Below are 17767 nucleotides of genomic sequence, written 5' to 3'. Positions count from 1 at the left end.
TGCGGTCGCACCGACCGCACCGCGCCCGGTCCCGCTCAGGTGTACTGCTCCTTGAGCTTGCGCTTGTAGAGCTTGCCGTTGGGGTCCCTGGGGAGTTCCGCGGTGAAGTCGATGGCGCGCGGCAGCTTGAACTTCGCCAGCTTCGCGGTGGCGTACTCCAGCAGTTCCGCGGCCAGCTCGGCGCCGCCGGAGCAGCCCGCCGCCGGCTGGACCACCGCTTGGACCTGTTCGCCCCAATCCTGGTGCGGAATCCCGAACACCGCGATATCCGCGACCTTCGGGTGAATCGATAACACGTTCTCGATCTCCGCCGGATAGATGTTGACACCGCCGGAAATGATCATGTCGCTCTTGCGGTCCCGCAGGAACAGGTAGCCGTCATCGTCCAGGTAACCCACGTCGCCGAGGGTGAACAGGTCGCCGACCCGCGCGCCGCGGGTCTTCTCCGGGTCCTGGTGGTACTCGAAGCGCGAAGTGCCCATCCGCATGTAGACGGTGCCGATCTCACCGGGCGGCAGCTCCGCGCCGTCGTCGTCGAGCACCTTCACCACCGAACCCGGCCACGCCTGCCCGACCGATCCGGGCTTGCGCAACCACTCCTGCGCCGGCATCACCGTGCCGCCGCCCTCGGTGGCCGCGTAGTACTCGATCACCACCGGGCCCCACCAGTCGAGCATCCGCCGCTTCACCTCGATCGGACACGGCGCGGCACCGTGGATCGCGGCGCGCAGCGACGAGACGTCGTAGCGCTCTCGCACGTCCTCCGGCAGCGCTAGCAGGCGGTGGAACTGCGTCGGAACCATGTGGGTGTGGGTGACCCGGTGCCGCTCGATCAGCTCCAGCATCCGCTCCGGGTCCCACCGGTCCATCAGCACCGCCGGATGGCCCAGCTGGATGGAGATGCTCACGAAGTTCAGCACCGCCGTGTGGTAGAGCGGCGAGCCGCACAGGTGCACGTGCCCGTCGAACGCCTGGATTCCGAAGATGCCGAAGAATCCCTGCGACTGCACCGGAACCTCGTCCGGGTCCGCGCCGGTGAGCGCGCGCCGGACGCCCTTCGGGCGCCCCGTCGTACCGGAGGTGTAGAGCATCGGCGAGCCCGCCGTGCGGACGTCCGGCCGCGCCACCGGCTCGTCAGCGCCGAGTTCGGCCAGCGGCCGGAAGCCCGGCACCTCCCCCACCGCGAAGCGCCGGTCGCCCGGCAGCCCGGCGAGCTCGGCGGCCTCGGTCGCGGCACCGGCGAAGCGCTCGTGCGCCAGGAACGCCCCGGCCCCGCTGTCCTCGACGATGTAGGCGACCTCGGCGCCGACCAGGTGCCAGTTCACCGTGACCACGTAGAGCCCGGTCTGCAGCGCCGCGAAGTACGCCGCGAGCAGGTCGGCGCCGTTGGGCAGCATCAGCACGATGCTGTCGCCGGGTTCCAGGCCCATCGCCTGCAATCCGCGCCCGATGCGGTCGGCGTCGGCGGCCAGCCGTCCGTACCCGACCTCCTCGCCGTCCGGGGTCACCAGGGCCTTGCGGCCGGGTTGTTCCGCTGCGATCTTCCACAGTCCGATTGCGGTCACGGCGCACTCCTGTTCCCAGGTGCTGGTAGTGCCCTCCAAGCTAGAACGTGTTTCATCCGGACGGCAAGGCGTCGTCCTGCGCGCCGAGCACGGCGTCCGCCACGGCTCGCAGTTGCGCGACGTCCCGGCAACCGACGAGCAGGGTGTCCACTCCGGCCTCGCGCCAGGCCCGCACCCCTGCCCGCACCTGCTCGCGATCACCGATGATGGACACGTCGTCGACCAGCTCGTCCGGCACCGCCGCGACGGCCCGCTCGCGCCGGCCGGCGAGGAAGTGCGCGGTGATCTCCTCGACCGCCTCGGGATAGCCCATCCGCCGGAACAGGTCCGCGTGGAAGTTCATCTTGGCCGCCCCCATCCCGCCGATGTAGAGCGCGAGCGACGGCTTGACCTTGGCCTTCTCCGCCACCGGGTCGTCGGTGACCACGACCGGGCAGGTGGCGGCGACCTCGAACTCCGCGCGGTCGCGGCGAGCACCGGGGCGGGCGAAACCGTCGTCGAGCCACTGCTCGTAGAGCGGCGCGACGCGCGGCGAGAAGTACACCGCGATCCAGCCGTCGGCGATCTCCGCGGTCTGCGCGACGTTGCGCGGCCCTTCGGCGCCGAGCCAGATCGGCAGGTCCGCGCGCAGCGGGTGGGTGATCGGGCGCAGCGGCTTGCCGAGCCCGAGCGTCCCCGGGCCCGTCGCGGGCAGCGGGTAGTGCGGGCCGTCGTTGCGCACGGGCTGCTCGCGGGCGAGCACCTGGCGCACGATCGAGACGTATTCCCTGGTGCGCGCCAACGGTTTTCCGAACGGCGCCCCGTACCAGCCCTCCACCACCTGCGGCCCGGAGACGCCGAGCCCGAGCACGCACCGGCCGCCGGAGAGGTGGTCGAGCGTCAACGCGTGCATCGCGCAGGAGGCGGGCGAGCGCGCGGACAGCTGCGCCACCGAGGTGCCCAGCCGCACCCGGCTGGTGCTCGCGCCCCACCAGGCCAGCGGGGTGAACGCGTCGGAACCCCAGGACTCAGCGGCGAAAACCCCGTCGAACCCCGCTCTTTCGGCTTCGACGACGAGCTTTCCGGCGCCGTCCGGGGGCGCCGCGCCCCAGTACCCGAGTTGCAGACCGATCCGCACGACGAACCTCCTCGCATCCGGTCGCGGCCCGGTGGCCGCGGGGTCTCCCATCCTGCGCCGAACATTGCCGCCTTGGCGAGAACATGTTTCACTTATCGGCGTGACTGAGACCTCCGAACCGCTCAGCGCACCGCTGGAAGTCGGTTTCGACTACACCCGTTCCCTGGGATCAGTGCTCGGCCGCTTCGCCACCGCGCTCCGGCAGCGGCGGATCACCGGAGTGCGCGGCTCGGACGGCCGAGTGCACGTCCCCGCCGTCGAGTACGACCCGAACACCTTCGAACCCCTCGACGAGCTGGTCGACGTCGGCTCCGAGGGCACGGTGCTGAGCTGGTCGTGGGCCCCGCAGCCCCTGGAAGGCCAGCCGCTGGAGCACGCGTTCGGCTGGGCGCTGATCCGGCTGGACGGCGCCGACACTCCGCTGCTGCACGCCGTCGACGCCGGAACGTCGGACGGGATGCGCACCGGGATGCGCGTGCGCGCCAGGTGGGCGGCGGAGCCGACCGGCGGCATCCGCGACATCGCCTGCTTCGACCCGGTCGACGGCGACGCTCCGCCGCAGCCGCCCGCACCGCCGGACGCGGACGAGCAGGTCACCACCCTGACCACGCCGATCCACCTGCACTACCAGCACTCCGCCTCGCCTGAGGAGAGCCGCTACCTGCGCGGACTCGCAGAGGGCAGGTTGCTGGGCCAGCGCTGCCCGGCCTGCGCCAAGGTCTACATCCCGCCGCGCGGCGCCTGCCCCACCGACGGCGTGCCCACCGAAGAAGAGGTCGAGCTCCCGGACACCGGGATCGTCACGACCTTCTGCATCGTCAACGTCCCGTTCCTCGGCCAGCGCATCAAGCCGCCCTACGTCGCGGCCTACGTGCTGCTCGACGGCGCCGACATCGCGTTCCTGCACCTGGTGCTCGGCTGCGCCGCCGAGGACGTCCGGATGGGCATGCGGGTGCGCGCCGAGTGGAAGCCGCGCGCGGAATGGGACTCGACGCTGCAGAACATCGACCACTTCACCCCGACGGGCGAGCCCGACGCGCCGTACGAGTCGTACGCGCACCACCTGTGAGCGCGCGGGCCCGCTGGAGATCCGAACATCGTGAGGGAGCGCGAGAATGACCGAGAGCGATGTCGCCGTCGTCGGGTTCGCCCAGGCGCCGAACGTCCGCGCCACCCACGGCACCACGAACGGCGTCGAGATGCTGGTGCCGGTCTTCGACGAACTGCTCGACGGCACCGGGTTGTCCAAAAAGGACATCGGGTTCTGGTGCTCCGGCTCGTCGGATTACCTGGCGGGGCGCGCGTTCTCGTTCATCGCGGCGATCGACGCGATCGGCGCGTTCCCGCCGATCAACGAGTCGCACGTGGAGATGGACGCGGCGTGGGCGCTCTACGAGGCGTGGGTGAAGATCCGCACCGGCGAGGTGGACACGGCACTGGTGTACGGATTCGGCAAGTCCTCGGCGGGCGAACTGCGCCGGACGCTGGCGATGCAGCTGGATCCGTACTTCGTCGCCCCGCTTTGGCCGGATTCGATCGCCGTGGCCGGGTTGCAGGCCCGGCTGGGATTGGAATCCGGACTGTTCGGCGAGGAGCAGATGGCGCAGGTCGCGGCCCGGTCCCGGGCCGACGCGCGGCAGAACCCGAACGCCCAGGTGTCCGGTGAGGAGCGGGTCGCCGATCTGCTGGAGCAGCCGTACGTGGCGGATCCGCTGCGGGCGCACGACTGCGCTCCCATCACCGACGGCGCCTCCGCGGTGCTGCTGGCGAGCGCGGACCGAGCGCGCGAGCTGCGCGACCGACCGGCGTGGATCACCGGCCTGGAGCACCGCATCGAGTCGGCGCAGCTCGGCGGACGCGATCTCACCGCGTCACCGTCCACTTCGGACGCGGCCGGGGCCGCGGGCGCGGCGGGCGTCGAAGTCGCCGAGCTGCACGCCCCGTTCAGCCACCAGGAACTGCTGCTGCGCGCGGCGATCGGGCTGGACGACTCGGTGCGGATCAGCCCCTCCGGTGGCGCGCTGTGCGGAAATCCGATGTTCGCCGCCGGGTTGTCCCGGATCGGCGAGGCGGCCGGTCGGGTCTGGTCGGGCGAGGCGGGCAAGGTGCTCGCGCACGCCACCAGCGGCCCGGCGCTGCAGCAGAATCTCGTGTGCGTGATGGAGGGCTGATGGGCAAGCAGATCGCCGCGGTGCTCGGAACCGGTCAGACCCGGCACGCCAGCCGCCGCACCGACGTGTCGATGGCCGGGTTGTGCCGCGAAGCGGTCGACCGGGCGATGGCCGACGCCGGGGTGGGCTGGGCGGACGTGGACGCCGTCGTCGTCGGCAAGGCCCCCGACCTGTTCGAGGGCGTCATGATGCCGGAGCTGATGCTCGCCGACGCGTTGGGCGCCAACGGGAAACCCATGCTCCGGGTGCACACCGCGGGCTCCGTGGGCGGGTCCACCGCGAACGTGGCCGCGAGCCTGGTGCAAGGGGGCGTGCACCGGCGGGTGCTCGCGGTCTCGTTCGAGAAGCAGTCCGAGTCGAACGCGATGTGGGCGCTGTCGATCATGCCGCCGTTCAGCATGCCGGTGGGCGCCGGCGCGGGCGGCTACTTCGCCCCGCACGTGCGCTCCTACATCCGGCGCTCCGGCGCCCCCGAGCACATCGGGGCGATGGTCGCGGTGAAGGACCGGCTCAACGGCAGCAAGAACCCGTGGGCGCACGTGCGCCAGTCCGACTTGACGGTGGAGTCGGTGCTCGCCTCGCAGGTGCTGTGGGATCCGATCCGCTACGACGAGACGTGCCCGTCGTCGGACGGCGCCTGCGCCATCGTGCTCGGCGACGAGACCGCCGCCGCGGCCGCGGCGGGACCGGTGGCGTGGATCCACGCGACCGCGATGCGCACCGAACCCACCACGTTCGCCGGGCGGGACCAGGTGAACCCGCAGGCCGGCCGGGACGCGGCGGCGGCGCTGTGGAAGCAGGCCGGGATCACCGATCCGCTGGCCGAGATCGACGTCGCGGAGATCTACGTGCCGTTCTCCTGGTTCGAGCCGATGTGGCTGGAGAACCTGGGGTTCGCCGAAGAAGGTTCCGGCTGGCGGCTGACCGAGGCGGGCGAGACCGCCATCGGCGGGCGGCTGCCGATCAACCCGTCCGGAGGAGTGCTGTCGTCGAACCCGATCGGCGCCTCCGGCATGTTGCGCTTCGCGGAGGCGGCGATGCAAGTGATGAAACGCGCGGGGGACCACCAGGTCGACGGCGCGCGCACCGCGCTCGGGCACGCCTACGGCGGCGGTTCGCAGTACTTCTCGATGTGGGTCGTGGGTTCCGATAGGCCGGGGGTGCGCTGATGAAGTTCACGTTGTCGGTGGCCATGTGCCCGCTGGACCAGCTCACCGAGCTCGCGCGGACGGCCGAGGAGCTCGGCTTCTCCGCCATCGCGCTGCCGGATTCCCTGTTCTACTCCGAGGACGTCGCCGCCGACTACCCGTACACGCCGGACGGCAAGCGGATGTGGACCGAGGAGACCCCGTGGACCGATCCACTGGTCGCGGCGGCGGCGATGGGCGCGGTGACCGAGCGGATCCGGTTCTACACCTCCGTGCTCAAGCTCGGCCCGCGAAACCCGGTGCTGCTGTCCCGGCAGGTCGCCTCGGTGGCCGCGCTCACCGGTGACCGATTCGGGCTCGGCATCGGCATCGGCTGGACGCCGGAGGAGTTCGAGTGGTGCGGCGCGCCGTTCGAACGGCGCGGTCCGCGGGTGGACGAGGCGATCGAGGTGCTGCGGCTGATCCTCGGCGGCGGCATGGTCGAGCACCACGGCGAGTTCTTCGACTTCGACCGCCTCCGCGTCTCCCCCGCGCCCGGCGGCAAGGTGCCGATCTACATCGGCGGGCACACCGAGCGGGCGCTGCGCCGGGCCGCGCTGCGCGGGGACGGCTGGTCCTCGGCGATGATGCGGCTCAGCGAGCTGCGCGGCACCATCGACCGCCTCGCCGAGCTGCGCGCCGAGCACGGCCGCGCCGGCGAACCGTTCGAGATCCAGGCGGTGTGCATCGACAAGTTCGGCCTGGACGGCTACCGCGAGCAGGCCGAGGCCGGGGTGACCGACGCGATCGTGGTGCCGTGGGTCCTGGAGGGCCACGGCTTCGACGCCGACGTCGAGATCAAGAAGGACTCCCTCGCGCGCTTCGCCGACGACGTCATCCGCAAGTTCTGAGCCGCCGCCCCGCCACGGACCCGAGAGGTGCCCCATGCACGCCGACGTCGTCTGGAAAGCCACCACCGCCGAGCACCCGGCCCGCCGGGCGGCGCGCGCCTCGATGGACGCCGTGGTGCGCGGGGCCAAGCAGGAATGGCTCGCGCTGTTCGCCCCGGACGCCGTGATCCAGGACCCGGTGGGCGAATCCCCGCTGGACCCCACCGGGCTCGGGCACCACGGCAGGGAGGGGATCGAGGCGTTCTGGGACTCGGTGATCTCCACCGCGGAACGCCTCGTTTTCCACGTCCTCGACTCGTTCGCCGCCGGAGACGAGGTGGCCAACACCGGCTTCATCCGCACCCACCTGCCCGACGGCTCCGTCATGGACGCCGAAGGCGTGTTCGTCTACCGGGTCGACGACCAGGGCAGGCTCGTGTCCATGCGAGCCTTCTGGGAATTCGACCGAGCCATGACGACACTGCACAAACCCTGACTTCTCTTCGGTCCTGAGCCGCAGATGGCCGGGTGGCGGAACCTCAGCGGTTTCCTCGCTGCGGGATCTTTTTCCCGAGTGGCTCCGCCACGAGGGAAAAAGCCGTCCTCGCGAGGACAGCGATTTCGCTGTGTAGGGCTGCTACATGAGAAATCGATCCCGCAGCGAGGAAGCCGCTGAGGTTCCGCCGAGCGACCCACTACGCAGGTCATTCCGAAAGGACCGCTCACCCGTCGAAGCGGCGGCGGGCTCCTTCGATGTGGTGGAAGTGCTGGTGCGTCCAGTCGCACATCCAGTGGACCGTCTTGCGCAGGTCGCGGCCCGGCTCGGTGAGGGCGTACTCCACGCGCGGCGGCACGGTCGGGTGCACGGTCCGCTCCACGAGACCGTTGCGCTCCAGCATGCGCAGGTTCTGGGTGAGCATCTTGTGGCTGATGCCCTCGACCTCCGCGCGCAGTCCGGTGAAGCGCAGGGTCCGCTCCCCCAGCGCGTCGATGATCAGCAGCGCCCACTTGTTCGCGATGTCGGAGAAGATCTCCCGCGCCAGCGAGTCGGCGCGCGTCAGGTCCGCGTCCTCGGGCGTGCCTTTGAGCTGCTTGGTCACCATCTGGTTCCTCGGTCACTGGAAAGTGCGTTCTTCCTCGTCATCGCACACTCTCCTATGGTTCCCGAGTAACCACAAGAGACCGGACCGCGCGGTCCGGACGAGCCCGCGGGCTCAGCACGAGGAGGCGCGCAACATGACCATCAACCTGGTGAACCCGGACGGGTTGCCGACGGTCGACCTCTACCGGCAGGTCTCGGTCGCCACCGGATCGAAGCTGGTCTTCATCGCCGGCCAGGTCGCCCGCGACGCCGACGGCGGCCGGGTCGGCGAGGGCGATTTCACCGCCCAGGTCGAGCAGTGCTACCTCAACATCGGCACCGCGCTGGAGGCGGCCGGAGCGACGTTCGACGACGTGGCGAAGCTGACCGCGTACCTCGTCGACTGGACGCCCGAGAAGTTCCCGCTGTTCGAGGAAGGAGTGGCTCGCGCCGCGGCGAAGCTCGGCACCACCCCGCTCCCGCCGTTCACGGGCATCGGCGTCGCCGCCCTCGCCGAGCCGGACATGCTCGTCGAGGTCGAGGCCACCGCCGTCATCGACGGCTGAGCGCTCCCTCCGCAGGGAGGGAGCGCTCACCTGGACCGCACGGCTCACCGGTAGCGGACTTGGAACTCCTTGATGCCGTTGAGCCAGCCGGAGCGCAACCGACGCGGTTCGGCGACCTTCTTGATGCCGGGCATCTGCTCCGCGATCGCTTTGAAGATCAGGTCGATCTCCAGCCGCGCCAGGTTCGCACCCAGGCAGTAGTGCGCGCCGGTGCCGCCGAAGCCGACGTGCGGGTTCGGATCGCGGGTGACGTCGAAGCGCTCCGGGGCGTCGAAGACTTCGGGGTCGAAGTTCGCCGAACTGTAGAACATCGCCACCCGGTCGCCCTGCTTGATCGGCGTGCCGCGCAGTTCGACGTCGGCGAGGGCGGTGCGCTGGAACGACATCACCGGCGTCGCCCACCGCACGATCTCGTCGGCGGTGGTGGCCGGGCGCTCGGCCTTGAACAGCTCCCACTGCTCGGGGTGCTCCAGCAGCGCGTGCATGCCGTGGGTGATCGCGTTGCGGGTGGTCTCGTTGCCCGCGACGGCCAGCAGCAGCACGAAGAAGCCGAACTCGTCGTCGTTGAGCTTGTGCCCGTCGACGTCGGCGTTCACCAGCTTCGTCACGATGTCGTCCATCGGGCAACCGCGGCGCTGCTCGGCCATGTTCATGCTGTAGCCGAGCAGTTCGGTCGCGGCCGTGGTCGGGTCGATCTGGTATTCCGGGTCGTCGTAGGCGATCATCTGGTTGGACCAGTCGAAGATGTCCTTGCGGTGCTCCTGCGGGATGCCCAGCAGTTCCGCGATGGCCTGCAGCGGCAGTTCGCAGGCCACGTCGGTGACGAAGTCCCCGGTCTCACCGGCGACGGCCGCGGACACGATGCGTTCGGCCCGTTCGTTGAGCGCCGCGCTGAGGCCGTTGATGGCGCGCGGCGTGAACCCGCGGGAGACGATGCTGCGCAGCTTGGTGTGCTCGGGCGGGTCCATGTTGAGCAGGATCAGCCGCTGCATCTCGATCTGCTCGCGGTTCATCTCCTCGTTGAACCGGGTGATCGCGGTGTTCTCCCAGGAGGAGAACACCTCGCTGCGACGGGAGATCTCCTTGACGTCGGCGTGCTTGCTCACCACCCAGTAGCCCTCGTCGTCGTACCCGGCTTTGCCACGCGGAGTCGGGTTCCACCACACCGGAGCGGTGCGCCGGAGTTCGGCGAACTCCTGCATCGGCAATCGCTCGGCGTAGAGGTCTGGGTCGGTGAAGTCGAAGCCGGCCGGGATGTGGGGGGAGACCACGGCAACCTCCTGCGGTCCGCACGGAGCCACGAGATCAATAAAGAGAACTTGTTCTATGTGAACCGAACCACAGCGCCCCGGATAAGTAAACCCCAGTAACCAGGGCGATGTCCGCCAATCAAGGGGCGATGACACTACGCACTCCGGCGGTCCATCACCCCGCGCCCAGATCCTTGCCGCATGCGAGAACACGTTCTACATTCGTACTCGGCTGTTCGCACCGAGGGGAGAAGACCGTGGGCAATCCGGTGATCGTGGACGCGGCGCGCACTCCGATCGGCAAGCGCCGGGGCTGGCTGTCCGGCCTGCACCCGGCAGAGGTCCTCGGGGCGGCGCAACGCGGCCTGCTGGAACGCACCGGCCTCGCGCCCGAACTCGTCGAGCAGGTCATCGGCGGTTGCGTCACGCAGGCCGGGGCTCAGGCGGGAAACCTCACCCGCACCGCCTGGCTGCACTCCGGACTTCCGGAGCAAGCGGGCTGCACGACGATCGACGCGCAGTGCGGCTCGGCACAGCAGGCCACCCACCTGATCGCGGGCCTGATCAGCACCGGCGCCATCGATTTCGGCATGGCCTGCGGCGTGGAGGCGATGAGCCGGGTGCCGCTGGGCGCCAACATCGGCTCCGACGCGGGCCGTCCCAGACCCGATTCCTGGGACATCGACATGCCGAACCAGTACCTGGCCGCCGACCGCATCGCCGCGCGCCGCGGGTTGAGCCGGGCCGACATCGACCGGTTCGGGGTGCGTTCGCAGCAGCGCGCCCGCGCCGCGTGGGACGACGGCCGGTTCGCCCGCGAGATCGTGCAGACCCGCGCGCCCGTGCTCGACGGCGACGGCGCCGCCACCGGCGAGACGACCCTCGTCACCCGCGACCAGGGCCTGCGCGACACCAGCGAACAGGCGCTGGCCGCACTGAAACCCGTGCTGGAGGGCGGATCGCACACCGCGGGCACCGCCTCGCAGATCTCCGACGGCGCCGCGGGAGTGCTGCTGGCCGACGCCGACCGCGCCCGCGCCCTGGGCCTGCGCCCGCGCGCCCGGATCGTCGCGCAATGCCTCGTCGGCGCCGAGCCCTACTACCACTTGGACGGCCCGGTGCAGGCCACCAGCCGGGTGCTCGAACGCAGCGGGATGAAGATCGGCGACATCGACCTGTTCGAGGTGAACGAGGCGTTCGCCTCGGTCGTGCTGTCCTGGGCCGACGTGCACCGCCCCGATTGGGATCGGGTCAACGTCAACGGCGGCGCCATCGCGCTGGGCCATCCGGTCGGCAGCACCGGCGCCCGCCTGATCACCAGCGCGCTGCACGAACTGGAGCGCCGGGACGCGACGACCGCCCTGATCACGATGTGCGCGGGCGGCGCGCTGTCCACCGGAACGATCATCGAACGGATCTGAGCCCATGCACGTTCCGGAAACGGTGCCCGCCGCGCTGGACCGCGCCGCCGAGTCCTTCGGCGACGGCGAGGCGCTGGTGGACCACTCCGGTGAGCACGAGGTGCGGCTGACCTACCGGGAGCTGCGCGAGCGGGTCCGCGAACTTGCCCGGTTCCTGCTCGCCGAGGACGTCCGGCCCGGCGATCGGGTCGCCTTGAACGCCCCCAACACCCACCACTGGGTCATCGCCGCGCTGGCCGCGCTGCACGTCGGCGCGGTGCTGGTCCCGATCAACACCCGGTTCACCGCCTCGGAAACGCGCGACGTGCTGGAACGCAGCTCGGCGAGCGCGCTGGTCGTGGCGGGGACGTTCCTGGGCCGCGATCGGGCGGCGGAGCTGCGCGCCGATGCGGCTAGGGACGACCGCGGCCCTGATTCCTCCGGCGGAACCGGCTCGGCCGGGCCGATTCCCGGCCTGCCCGCGTTGCGCACCGTGCTGCGGTTGCCGGTGGAGCGCACCGAACCGCCCGTGCCCTGGTGCACGGACTGGGCGGACGTCGGCGACCGCGCGCGATCCGTGCCCGCCCAGCGCGCGTCGGAGGTGGCCGCGAGCGTGCGCGGCACCGACCTCAGCGACATGCTCTACACCTCCGGGACGACGGGGCGCAGCAAAGGCGTGCTCAGCGCGCACCGGCAGGCGCTCGCGGTCGCCGACGCGTGGGCCGGGCACGGCGAAGTGAACGCCGCGGACCGCTACCTCGTGGTGAACCCGTTCTTCCACAGCTTCGGCTACAGAGCGGGCATCCTCGTCTGCCTGCTGCGCGGCGCGACGATCGTGCCGATGCCGGTGTTCGACACCCGCGCGGCGCTCGACCTGGTGCAGCGCGAGCGGATCACCGTGCTGCCCGGCGCCCCGACCCTCTACCAGTCCATATTGGACGAACCGGCGCGCGCCGAGCACGACCTCTCCAGCCTGCGGCTAGCGGTGACCGGGGCAGCGTCGGTGCCGGTGGTGCTGATCGAGCGGATGCAGCGCGAGCTGAGCTTCGCCACCGTCCTCACCGCCTACGGGCTGACCGAAGCCGTCGTCGCCACCATGTGCCGGTCCGACGATGACGACGAGACCGTCGCGAACACCTGCGGCCGGCCCACCGCCGGATTCGAGCTGCGCATCGCCGACGCCGCCGGCCGCCCCGTCCCCGCCGGCTCCACCGGCGAGGTCCTGCTGCGCGGCCCGAACACCATGCTCGGCTACCGCGACGACCCGCAGCAGACCGCCGCCGCCATCGACGCGGACGGCTGGCTGCACACCGGCGACGTCGGCCGCGTGGACTCCCGCGGCGGCCTCACCATCACCGACCGGCTCAAGGACATGTACATCTGCGGCGGCTTCAACGTGTACCCGGCGGAGGTGGAGCAGGCGCTCGCCCGCCTCGACGGCGTCGCGGAGACCGCCGTGATCGGAGTCGCCGACGACCGCCTCGGCGAAGTCGGCAAGGCCTACGTGGTCGCGCGCTCCGGCCACGCCCTCACCGAGCACGACGTCCTGACCTTCTGCCGCGACCACCTCGCGAACTACAAGCTCCCCCGCCACGTCGAGTTCCGCCCCGCCCTCCCCCGAAACCCCAGCGGCAAAGTCCTCAAACACGAACTGCGGTGAACGGTTCAGTGCTGGAGCAGGCCGCCGGTGGGGACGGGGGCCACGTGGCCGGTGGCCGGGGTGGTCCGGGCCAGGGCGAGGCCGACGTCGACCAGGGAGGAGCGCCGGAGGTGGGCGATGTCCGGGATCGGCGTCCACATCGGTTCGCTCGTCGCGCCGTTCGGCTCCGGTCGTGGTTCGCCACCGGTGATGCGGACTCGGTAGAAGACGCCGACGTTCTGGTGCGGTTCCCGGCCGGGAACCCAGCGCTCGGCCGCGGGAATCACTCGCGAGTCGACGCCGAGCAGGCGCTCGACCACCGCGTCGCAGCCCGTTTCCTCGGCCACTTCCCGGACCACCGCGTGGAACGGGTCCTCGCCGTGCTCGACCCCGCCGCCCGGGAGGCTCCAGGTGTGCTCGCCGTTCGGTTCCGCGCAGCGCACGAGCAGCACCCGGCCGTCCTGCGCGCACACCGCGTACGCGGCCAGCCTGGTGCTCATCCCGACATCGTAGGAGGCCGTCTCGGCGCCTGGACCAAGACGACCGCCACGACCGCCGAGGGCGGTGACGTCCAGCGCTCGACGTCCGGGTCCCCCGCGGCCGAAGTGCGACCCCTCAACCCACGACGGTGATCTGCGGTTCGTGGCGGACGGGGAAGTTGACGGAGTTGGCGATGAAGCAGTTGCGGTGGGCCAGTTCGTGCAGCCGCTCGGCCTTCGCGAGCATCGACTCGTCCGCCACCGTCACCTTCGGGCGGAGCACCACTTCGGTGAACCGCCCGCCACCGCCGACGCTCTCGGCCATGGTGCCGCGGACCTCGTCCTGGTAGCTCAACACCACCACGCCGGAGTTCGAGCACAACGACAGGTACGTGAGCAGGTGGCATTCCGACAACGAGGCCACGAGCAGGTCCTCCGGGTTGAGCCGGGCCGGATCCCCGCGGAACGCCGGGTCGGCGGAGGCCTCCACCCGCGGCTTGCCCGCGACCTCCACCACGTGGTCGCGGCTGAAGTCCCGGTAGGACGTCGTGCCACCTCCGGTGTTCCCGGTCCAGGTCACCGTCGCGGTGTAAGCATGAGTGTTCGGCATACTGGTTGTATACCGCATGATCGCCGCTCCAGGAAGGAGGACGCCTCCGGTATCGCCGCACCGGGCCCGGTGTCAGAGCCAGTCGTCCTGGCTCGGCCAGGCCAGCAGAGCGTCGAGGGGGCCTGCTTCGGCTCGGACGCCCGCGTAGGCGCCTCGGTAGAACAGCAGGGGGTTGCGGGCGTCGCCCTCGCCGAGCGCCTGCACCCGGCCGATCACGACGTAGTGGTCGCCTGCTTCGTGCACGGCTTCGACCGTGCAGTCCGCCCAGGCGAGGACGTCGTCGAGCACGGGTGAACCGGACGGGCCGGGGTGCCAGCCGACCTCGGCGAACTTGTCGACGCCGCCGCGGCCGAACACGGTGCTCACCGCCTCCTGCCGATCGGCGAGCACGTTCACGCAGAACCGCCCGGATTCGGCCAGCAGCGGCCAGGTCCGCGAACTCCGGCCGGGGCAGAACAGCACCAGCGGCGGCTCCAGCGACAACGCGGCGAACGACTGGCAGGTGAACCCGACCGGCCGCTCCCCGTCCATCCCGGCCACCACGGTGACCCCGGTGCAGAACCGCCCGAGCACCCGCCGAAACCTGACCTGATCAAGCCCGGCCGAACCGCTTTCCCCCGCAACCTCGACGTCTCCGGCCATGACGAACAAGCCCTCCCACGTTCATCTTCCGATCTTGTCAACGGCGAAGCCGCTGAGCAGTGACCAGCTAGCGCAAGCCGGCCACCCGCGGGTTCTCAGTCTTCTCGCGAGGACGGCTTTTTCCCTCGTGGCGGAGCCACTCGGGAAGAAGATCCCGCAGCGAGATGACGACTGAGGTTCCGCCACCCGACCCGCTACGCAGGCCGCATCACCCCTGCATCCCGATGCTGAAGTCGTGGCCCCAGAGGCTGACCGCGGTGCTCTCCCGCGCGATCCAGTCCTCGTCCTCGACCTGCCTGCCTTCGCAGCCGAATTCGACGTCGAAGCCGCCGGGCGTCTTCATGTAGAACGACAGCATCAGGTCGTTGACGTGCCTGCCGAGCGTCGCCGACATGGGCACCTTCCGCCGGTGCGCGCGGTCGAGGGTGAGGCCCACGTCGTCGACGTCGGCGACTTCGACCATGAGGTGCACGATGCCGCTGGGCGTGGGCATCGGCATGAACGCGAGGCTGTGGTGGCGCGGGTTGCAGCCGAAGAAGCGCAGCCACGCCGGTTCGCCGTCCGACGGCCTGCCCACCAGTTCCGGGGGCAGCCGCATCGAGTCGCGCAGCCGGAACCCGAGCACGTCCCGGTAGAAGCGCAGTGCCGCCGCGTCGTCGTGGGTGGACAGCACCACGTGCCCGAGTCCTTGTTCCTCGGTGACGAACCGGTGCCCGTACGGGCTCACCACGCGGCGGTGCCGCAGTTCGGCGCCGTGGAAGACCTCCTGGGTGTTGCCGGAGGGGTCTTCGAAGCGGATCAGGCCGTTGACGCGGCGGTCGGCGAGGTCGGCGGCGTCGCCCTCCTTGTAGGAGACCCCGGCGGCTTCCAGGTTGCGCGCCACCTCGTGCATCTCGGCCTCGTTGGCGGCTTCCCAGCCGGTCTGGGCGAGCCGGTCGGCCTCGCCGGGCACGATCACAAGCCGCGCCGGGAAGTCGTCCATCCGGAAGTAGACGGCTTCCGGGTCGGGGCCGTCGCCTTCGATCATGCCGAGGACTTTGGTGCCGAACACCCGCCACGCCTCGACGTCGGTGGCCTCGATCCGCAGATATCCCAGCGAACGGATGCCCATCGCGCACTCCCTCGGTCGTCAGTCCAGCAAGAAGTCCTGGGTGATCCGGTTGAACTCGGCGAACTTCTCGACCTGCGCCCAGTGCCCGCAGCCGCCGAACACGTGCAGTTGCGCGCGGGGGATCAGTTTCAGCGCCAGCAGCGCGCCGTCGAGCGGGTTCACCCGGTCCTCGCGGCCCCACACCAGCAGCACCCGCTGGCGCAGGCGGTAGGCCTCCCGCCACAACATGCCCTGTTCGAAGGTCTCCGCGCGGCGGAACGACTCGCCCATGGCGCGCATCGCGGCCAGCGACTCCGGGGAGGAGGCCGCCGCGTAGCGCTGCTCGACGAGCTCGTCGGTGATCAGGGACTGGTCGTGCACCATGGTCCGCAGGAACGCTTCGAGCTTCTCCTTGCTCGGGCCGGGTGGCGCGCCGAACTCGGAGAGCCGCCGCACACCTTCGGTGGGGTCCGGCGCGAACAGGTTGATGCTCAGCCCGCCCGGTCCCATCAGCACCAGGCGCCCGGCCCGGTCGGGGTGGTCGAGCGCGAAGCGGACGGCGGTGCCGCCGCCGAGCGAGTTGCCCAGCAGGTGCGCCCGGTCGAGGCGCAGCTCGTCGAACAGCTCGCGCAGGGCGGTGGCGCTGTGGGTGAAGTACTGGCCGTGCTCGGTGGGTTTGCTGGAGCCGCCGAATCCGGGCTGGTCCACGGCGATGGTGCGGAACCGCTGCGCGAAGACCTCGAAGTTGCGGCTGAAGTTGCTCCACGCCGACGCACCGGGTCCGCCGCCGTGCAGCATCACCACCGTGTCGGGGTGCCCGGTCCCGGCCTCGTGGTACTGCAGCCGCAGGCCTGAGGGCAGTTCGGCGACGCGGGTGGTCGGCTCGGTTTCCGTTGCGGTGGCCACGAATTCTCCCATCAGACCATCGAGTCCTTGATCGGCAGGCCGAACTCGCCCGTGCCGAACATGGTGTAGGCGCGCTCGGGGTCGTTGGCCGCGTGGACGCGGCCGGCGTGCGCGTCGCGCCAGAAGCGCTGGATCGGGGTGCCGCTGGCCAGGGCCCGGCCGCCGGAGTTCTCGAAGAGCCGGTCGATCGCCTCGATGGACCGGGCGGTGCCGCGGACCTGGTCGCGGCGGGCGCGCAGCCGCAGCGCCATCGGGACCTCCTGGCCGGCCTTGAGCAGTTCGTACTCCTCGGAGATGTTGCGGGTCAGCTGCAGCCAGGCCGCGTCGATCTCGCTGGCGGCCTCGGCGATCCGCACCTTCGCGAACGGGTCCTCCTTGGACTTCTCCCCCGCGTAGGCCGCCCGCACGCGCTTGCCCTGGTGCTCGACGTGCGCGTCGTAGGCGCCCTGGGCCATCCCGATGATCGGTGCGGTGATCGTCGTCGGGTGCACCGTGCCCCACGGCAGCCGGTACAGCGGCGAGGTGTTGACCTCGTGGCCGGGGCACCGCGTCTCGGTCATCGCCATGAAGCTCAGCGCCCGGTGCGCGGGCACGAACACGTCGTCCACGACGATGTCGTTGCTGCCGCTGCCGCGCAGGCCCACGGTGTCCCACACGTCGTCGATCCGGTAGTCGCCCAGCGGCAGCAGGTAGGTGCAGAAGTCGACGGGTTCGCCCGCGTCGTTGTAGGCGGGTCCCCCGACGAACACCCACCGGGCGTGGTCGCAGCCGGAGGAGAAGCTCCACCGCCCGGACAACCGGTAGCCGCCGTCGACCAGCTTCGCCTTGCCCATCGGCGCGTACGAGGACGACACGAGCGTGCTCGCGTCCTCACCCCACACCTCGTCCTGCGCCTGCGCGGAGAACAGCGCGAGGTGCCACGGGTGGACGCCGATGATGGAGGCGACCCAGCCCGTCGAGCCGCACGCGCTGCCGATGAGCCGCACCGCGGTGTAGAAGTCGACGGGGTCTGCCTCGTAGCCGCCGTGCCGGGCCGGTTGCAGCAGCTTGAAGAAGCCGGTCCGCTGCAGCTCCTCGATCGATTCCTCGGGGACCCGGCGGGCGTCCTCGGCCTTCTGCGCGCGTTCGCGCAGCACCGGGAGCAACTGCCGCACTTCCTCGATGACCCGTTGGCCGTCCTGGTCGCTCATCCAAGCGCTCCCGTTCCCGCACCCGCCGCACGAGCACGATGTGG

General features: G+C 70.7%; 18 protein-coding genes. 8 read left to right on the top strand and 10 right to left on the bottom strand.

The genetic code is table 11. The features are described from left to right. Nucleotides 1-35 precede the first annotated feature (35 nt). Both BJ969_RS12180 and BJ969_RS12175 read right to left on the bottom strand, forming a co-directional pair. Entirely contained in the window at nt 36-1565 is a 1530-nt protein-coding gene (locus BJ969_RS12180; protein ID WP_184479049.1) for an AMP-binding protein, read from the bottom strand. A 52-nt stretch (nt 1566-1617) separates the two neighbouring features. Continuing rightward, nucleotides 1618-2682: an LLM class F420-dependent oxidoreductase gene (locus BJ969_RS12175; RefSeq protein ID WP_184479048.1), complete on the bottom strand. Its 1065-nt coding sequence runs from the start codon at nt 2680-2682 to the stop codon at nt 1618-1620. 100 nt (nt 2683-2782) lie between these two features. On the opposite strand from BJ969_RS12175, the gene BJ969_RS12170 reads away from it, so the two are divergent. Genes BJ969_RS12170 through BJ969_RS12150 form a run of 5 tightly spaced genes read left to right on the top strand, consistent with a single transcriptional unit; the run spans nt 2783 to nt 7366 of the window. Continuing rightward, nucleotides 2783-3751 (top strand): OB-fold domain-containing protein, encoded by a 969-nt coding sequence (locus tag BJ969_RS12170; protein ID WP_184479047.1) that lies wholly within the window; start codon nt 2783-2785, stop codon nt 3749-3751. A 46-nt stretch (nt 3752-3797) separates the two neighbouring features. Next, nucleotides 3798-4853: a thiolase domain-containing protein gene (locus tag BJ969_RS12165; RefSeq protein WP_184479046.1), complete on the top strand. Its 1056-nt coding sequence runs from the start codon at nt 3798-3800 to the stop codon at nt 4851-4853. Continuing rightward, nucleotides 4853-6022: a thiolase domain-containing protein gene (locus BJ969_RS12160; protein ID WP_184479045.1), complete on the top strand. Its 1170-nt coding sequence runs from the start codon at nt 4853-4855 to the stop codon at nt 6020-6022. Before BJ969_RS12165 ends, BJ969_RS12160 begins: the two co-directional genes overlap by 1 nt. After that, the gene (locus BJ969_RS12155; RefSeq protein WP_184479044.1) at nt 6022-6891 is read left to right on the top strand and encodes a TIGR03619 family F420-dependent LLM class oxidoreductase; all 870 of its coding nucleotides are present in this window, start codon (nt 6022-6024) and stop codon (nt 6889-6891) included. Before BJ969_RS12160 ends, BJ969_RS12155 begins: the two co-directional genes overlap by 1 nt. Nucleotides 6892-6925: 34 nt before the next feature. Continuing rightward, on the top strand, nt 6926-7366 hold the full coding sequence (locus BJ969_RS12150; RefSeq protein WP_184479043.1) for a nuclear transport factor 2 family protein: 441 nt from the start codon (nt 6926-6928) through the stop codon (nt 7364-7366). 226 nt (nt 7367-7592) lie between these two features. Here BJ969_RS12150 and BJ969_RS12145 read toward each other — a convergent pair whose 3' ends face one another. Then, nucleotides 7593-7973, bottom strand: a complete 381-nt coding sequence (locus tag BJ969_RS12145) for a winged helix-turn-helix transcriptional regulator (RefSeq protein WP_184479042.1) — start codon at nt 7971-7973, stop codon at nt 7593-7595. Between the two features lie 133 nt (nt 7974-8106). On the opposite strand from BJ969_RS12145, the gene BJ969_RS12140 reads away from it, so the two are divergent. Then, on the top strand, nt 8107-8517 hold the full coding sequence (locus tag BJ969_RS12140) for a RidA family protein (protein WP_184479041.1): 411 nt from the start codon (nt 8107-8109) through the stop codon (nt 8515-8517). A gap of 44 nt (nt 8518-8561) precedes the next feature. Here the strand turns inward: BJ969_RS12140 and BJ969_RS12135 are convergent, their stop codons facing one another. Beyond that, nucleotides 8562-9788 (bottom strand): cytochrome P450, encoded by a 1227-nt coding sequence (locus BJ969_RS12135; RefSeq protein ID WP_184479040.1) that lies wholly within the window; start codon nt 9786-9788, stop codon nt 8562-8564. Nucleotides 9789-10024: 236 nt separating this feature from the next. Between BJ969_RS12135 and BJ969_RS12130 the strand changes: the two genes are divergently transcribed. After that, entirely contained in the window at nt 10025-11188 is a 1164-nt protein-coding gene (locus tag BJ969_RS12130) for a steroid 3-ketoacyl-CoA thiolase (RefSeq protein WP_184479039.1), read from the top strand. 4 nt (nt 11189-11192) lie between these two features. Continuing rightward, nucleotides 11193-12827 (top strand): AMP-binding protein, encoded by a 1635-nt coding sequence (locus BJ969_RS12125; protein WP_184479038.1) that lies wholly within the window; start codon nt 11193-11195, stop codon nt 12825-12827. 5 nt (nt 12828-12832) lie between these two features. Here the strand turns inward: BJ969_RS12125 and BJ969_RS12120 are convergent, their stop codons facing one another. The 6 genes from BJ969_RS12120 to hsaA form a co-directional block, all read right to left on the bottom strand. Further along, on the bottom strand, nt 12833-13306 hold the full coding sequence (locus BJ969_RS12120) for an NUDIX hydrolase (RefSeq protein ID WP_184479037.1): 474 nt from the start codon (nt 13304-13306) through the stop codon (nt 12833-12835). 115 nt (nt 13307-13421) lie between these two features. Further along, nucleotides 13422-13895, bottom strand: coding sequence for an OsmC family protein (locus BJ969_RS12115; RefSeq protein ID WP_184479036.1), 474 nt, complete (start codon nt 13893-13895; stop codon nt 13422-13424). 72 nt (nt 13896-13967) lie between these two features. Continuing rightward, nucleotides 13968-14537, bottom strand: coding sequence for a 3-hydroxy-9,10-secoandrosta-1,3,5(10)-triene-9,17-dione monooxygenase reductase subunit (gene hsaB / locus BJ969_RS12110; protein WP_184479035.1), 570 nt, complete (start codon nt 14535-14537; stop codon nt 13968-13970). Nucleotides 14538-14745: 208 nt separating this feature from the next. Then, nucleotides 14746-15648 (bottom strand): iron-dependent extradiol dioxygenase HsaC, encoded by a 903-nt coding sequence (hsaC, locus tag BJ969_RS12105; RefSeq protein ID WP_184479034.1) that lies wholly within the window; start codon nt 15646-15648, stop codon nt 14746-14748. Nucleotides 15649-15666: 18 nt separating this feature from the next. After that, nucleotides 15667-16533, bottom strand: coding sequence for a 4,5:9,10-diseco-3-hydroxy-5,9,17-trioxoandrosta-1(10),2-diene-4-oate hydrolase (gene hsaD / locus BJ969_RS12100; RefSeq protein ID WP_343071357.1), 867 nt, complete (start codon nt 16531-16533; stop codon nt 15667-15669). Nucleotides 16534-16544: 11 nt separating this feature from the next. Further along, the gene (hsaA, locus tag BJ969_RS12095; protein WP_184479032.1) at nt 16545-17723 is read right to left on the bottom strand and encodes a 3-hydroxy-9,10-secoandrosta-1,3,5(10)-triene-9,17-dione monooxygenase oxygenase subunit; all 1179 of its coding nucleotides are present in this window, start codon (nt 17721-17723) and stop codon (nt 16545-16547) included. Nucleotides 17724-17767: the final 44 nt, after the last annotated feature.

The organism is Saccharopolyspora gloriosae, assembly GCF_014203325.1.
Lineage (GTDB): Bacteria > Actinomycetota > Actinomycetes > Mycobacteriales > Pseudonocardiaceae > Saccharopolyspora_C > Saccharopolyspora_C gloriosae.
The sequence above is the reverse complement of the archived record's forward strand: the minus strand, read 5'-3'. Positions and strand labels throughout refer to the sequence as shown.

What these genes read in the sequence shown, in the direction of transcription:
- BJ969_RS12165 (WP_184479046.1), top strand. Translation starts at nt 3,798, where the DNA reads ATGACCGAGAGCGATGTCGCCGTCGTCGGGTTCGCCCAGGCGCCGAAC.
- BJ969_RS12160 (WP_184479045.1), top strand. Translation starts at nt 4,853, where the DNA reads ATGGGCAAGCAGATCGCCGCGGTGCTCGGAACCGGTCAGACCCGGCAC.
- BJ969_RS12155 (WP_184479044.1), top strand. Translation starts at nt 6,022, where the DNA reads ATGAAGTTCACGTTGTCGGTGGCCATGTGCCCGCTGGACCAGCTCACC.
- BJ969_RS12150 (WP_184479043.1), top strand. Translation starts at nt 6,926, where the DNA reads ATGCACGCCGACGTCGTCTGGAAAGCCACCACCGCCGAGCACCCGGCC.
- BJ969_RS12145 (WP_184479042.1), bottom strand. Translation starts at nt 7,973, where the DNA reads ATGGTGACCAAGCAGCTCAAAGGCACGCCCGAGGACGCGGACCTGACG.
- BJ969_RS12140 (WP_184479041.1), top strand. Translation starts at nt 8,107, where the DNA reads ATGACCATCAACCTGGTGAACCCGGACGGGTTGCCGACGGTCGACCTC.
- BJ969_RS12125 (WP_184479038.1), top strand. Translation starts at nt 11,193, where the DNA reads ATGCACGTTCCGGAAACGGTGCCCGCCGCGCTGGACCGCGCCGCCGAG.
- BJ969_RS12120 (WP_184479037.1), bottom strand. Translation starts at nt 13,306, where the DNA reads ATGAGCACCAGGCTGGCCGCGTACGCGGTGTGCGCGCAGGACGGCCGG.
- BJ969_RS12115 (WP_184479036.1), bottom strand. Translation starts at nt 13,895, where the DNA reads ATGCCGAACACTCATGCTTACACCGCGACGGTGACCTGGACCGGGAAC.
- hsaB (WP_184479035.1), bottom strand. Translation starts at nt 14,537, where the DNA reads ATGGCCGGAGACGTCGAGGTTGCGGGGGAAAGCGGTTCGGCCGGGCTT.
- hsaC (WP_184479034.1), bottom strand. Translation starts at nt 15,648, where the DNA reads ATGGGCATCCGTTCGCTGGGATATCTGCGGATCGAGGCCACCGACGTC.
- hsaA (WP_184479032.1), bottom strand. Translation starts at nt 17,723, where the DNA reads ATGAGCGACCAGGACGGCCAACGGGTCATCGAGGAAGTGCGGCAGTTG.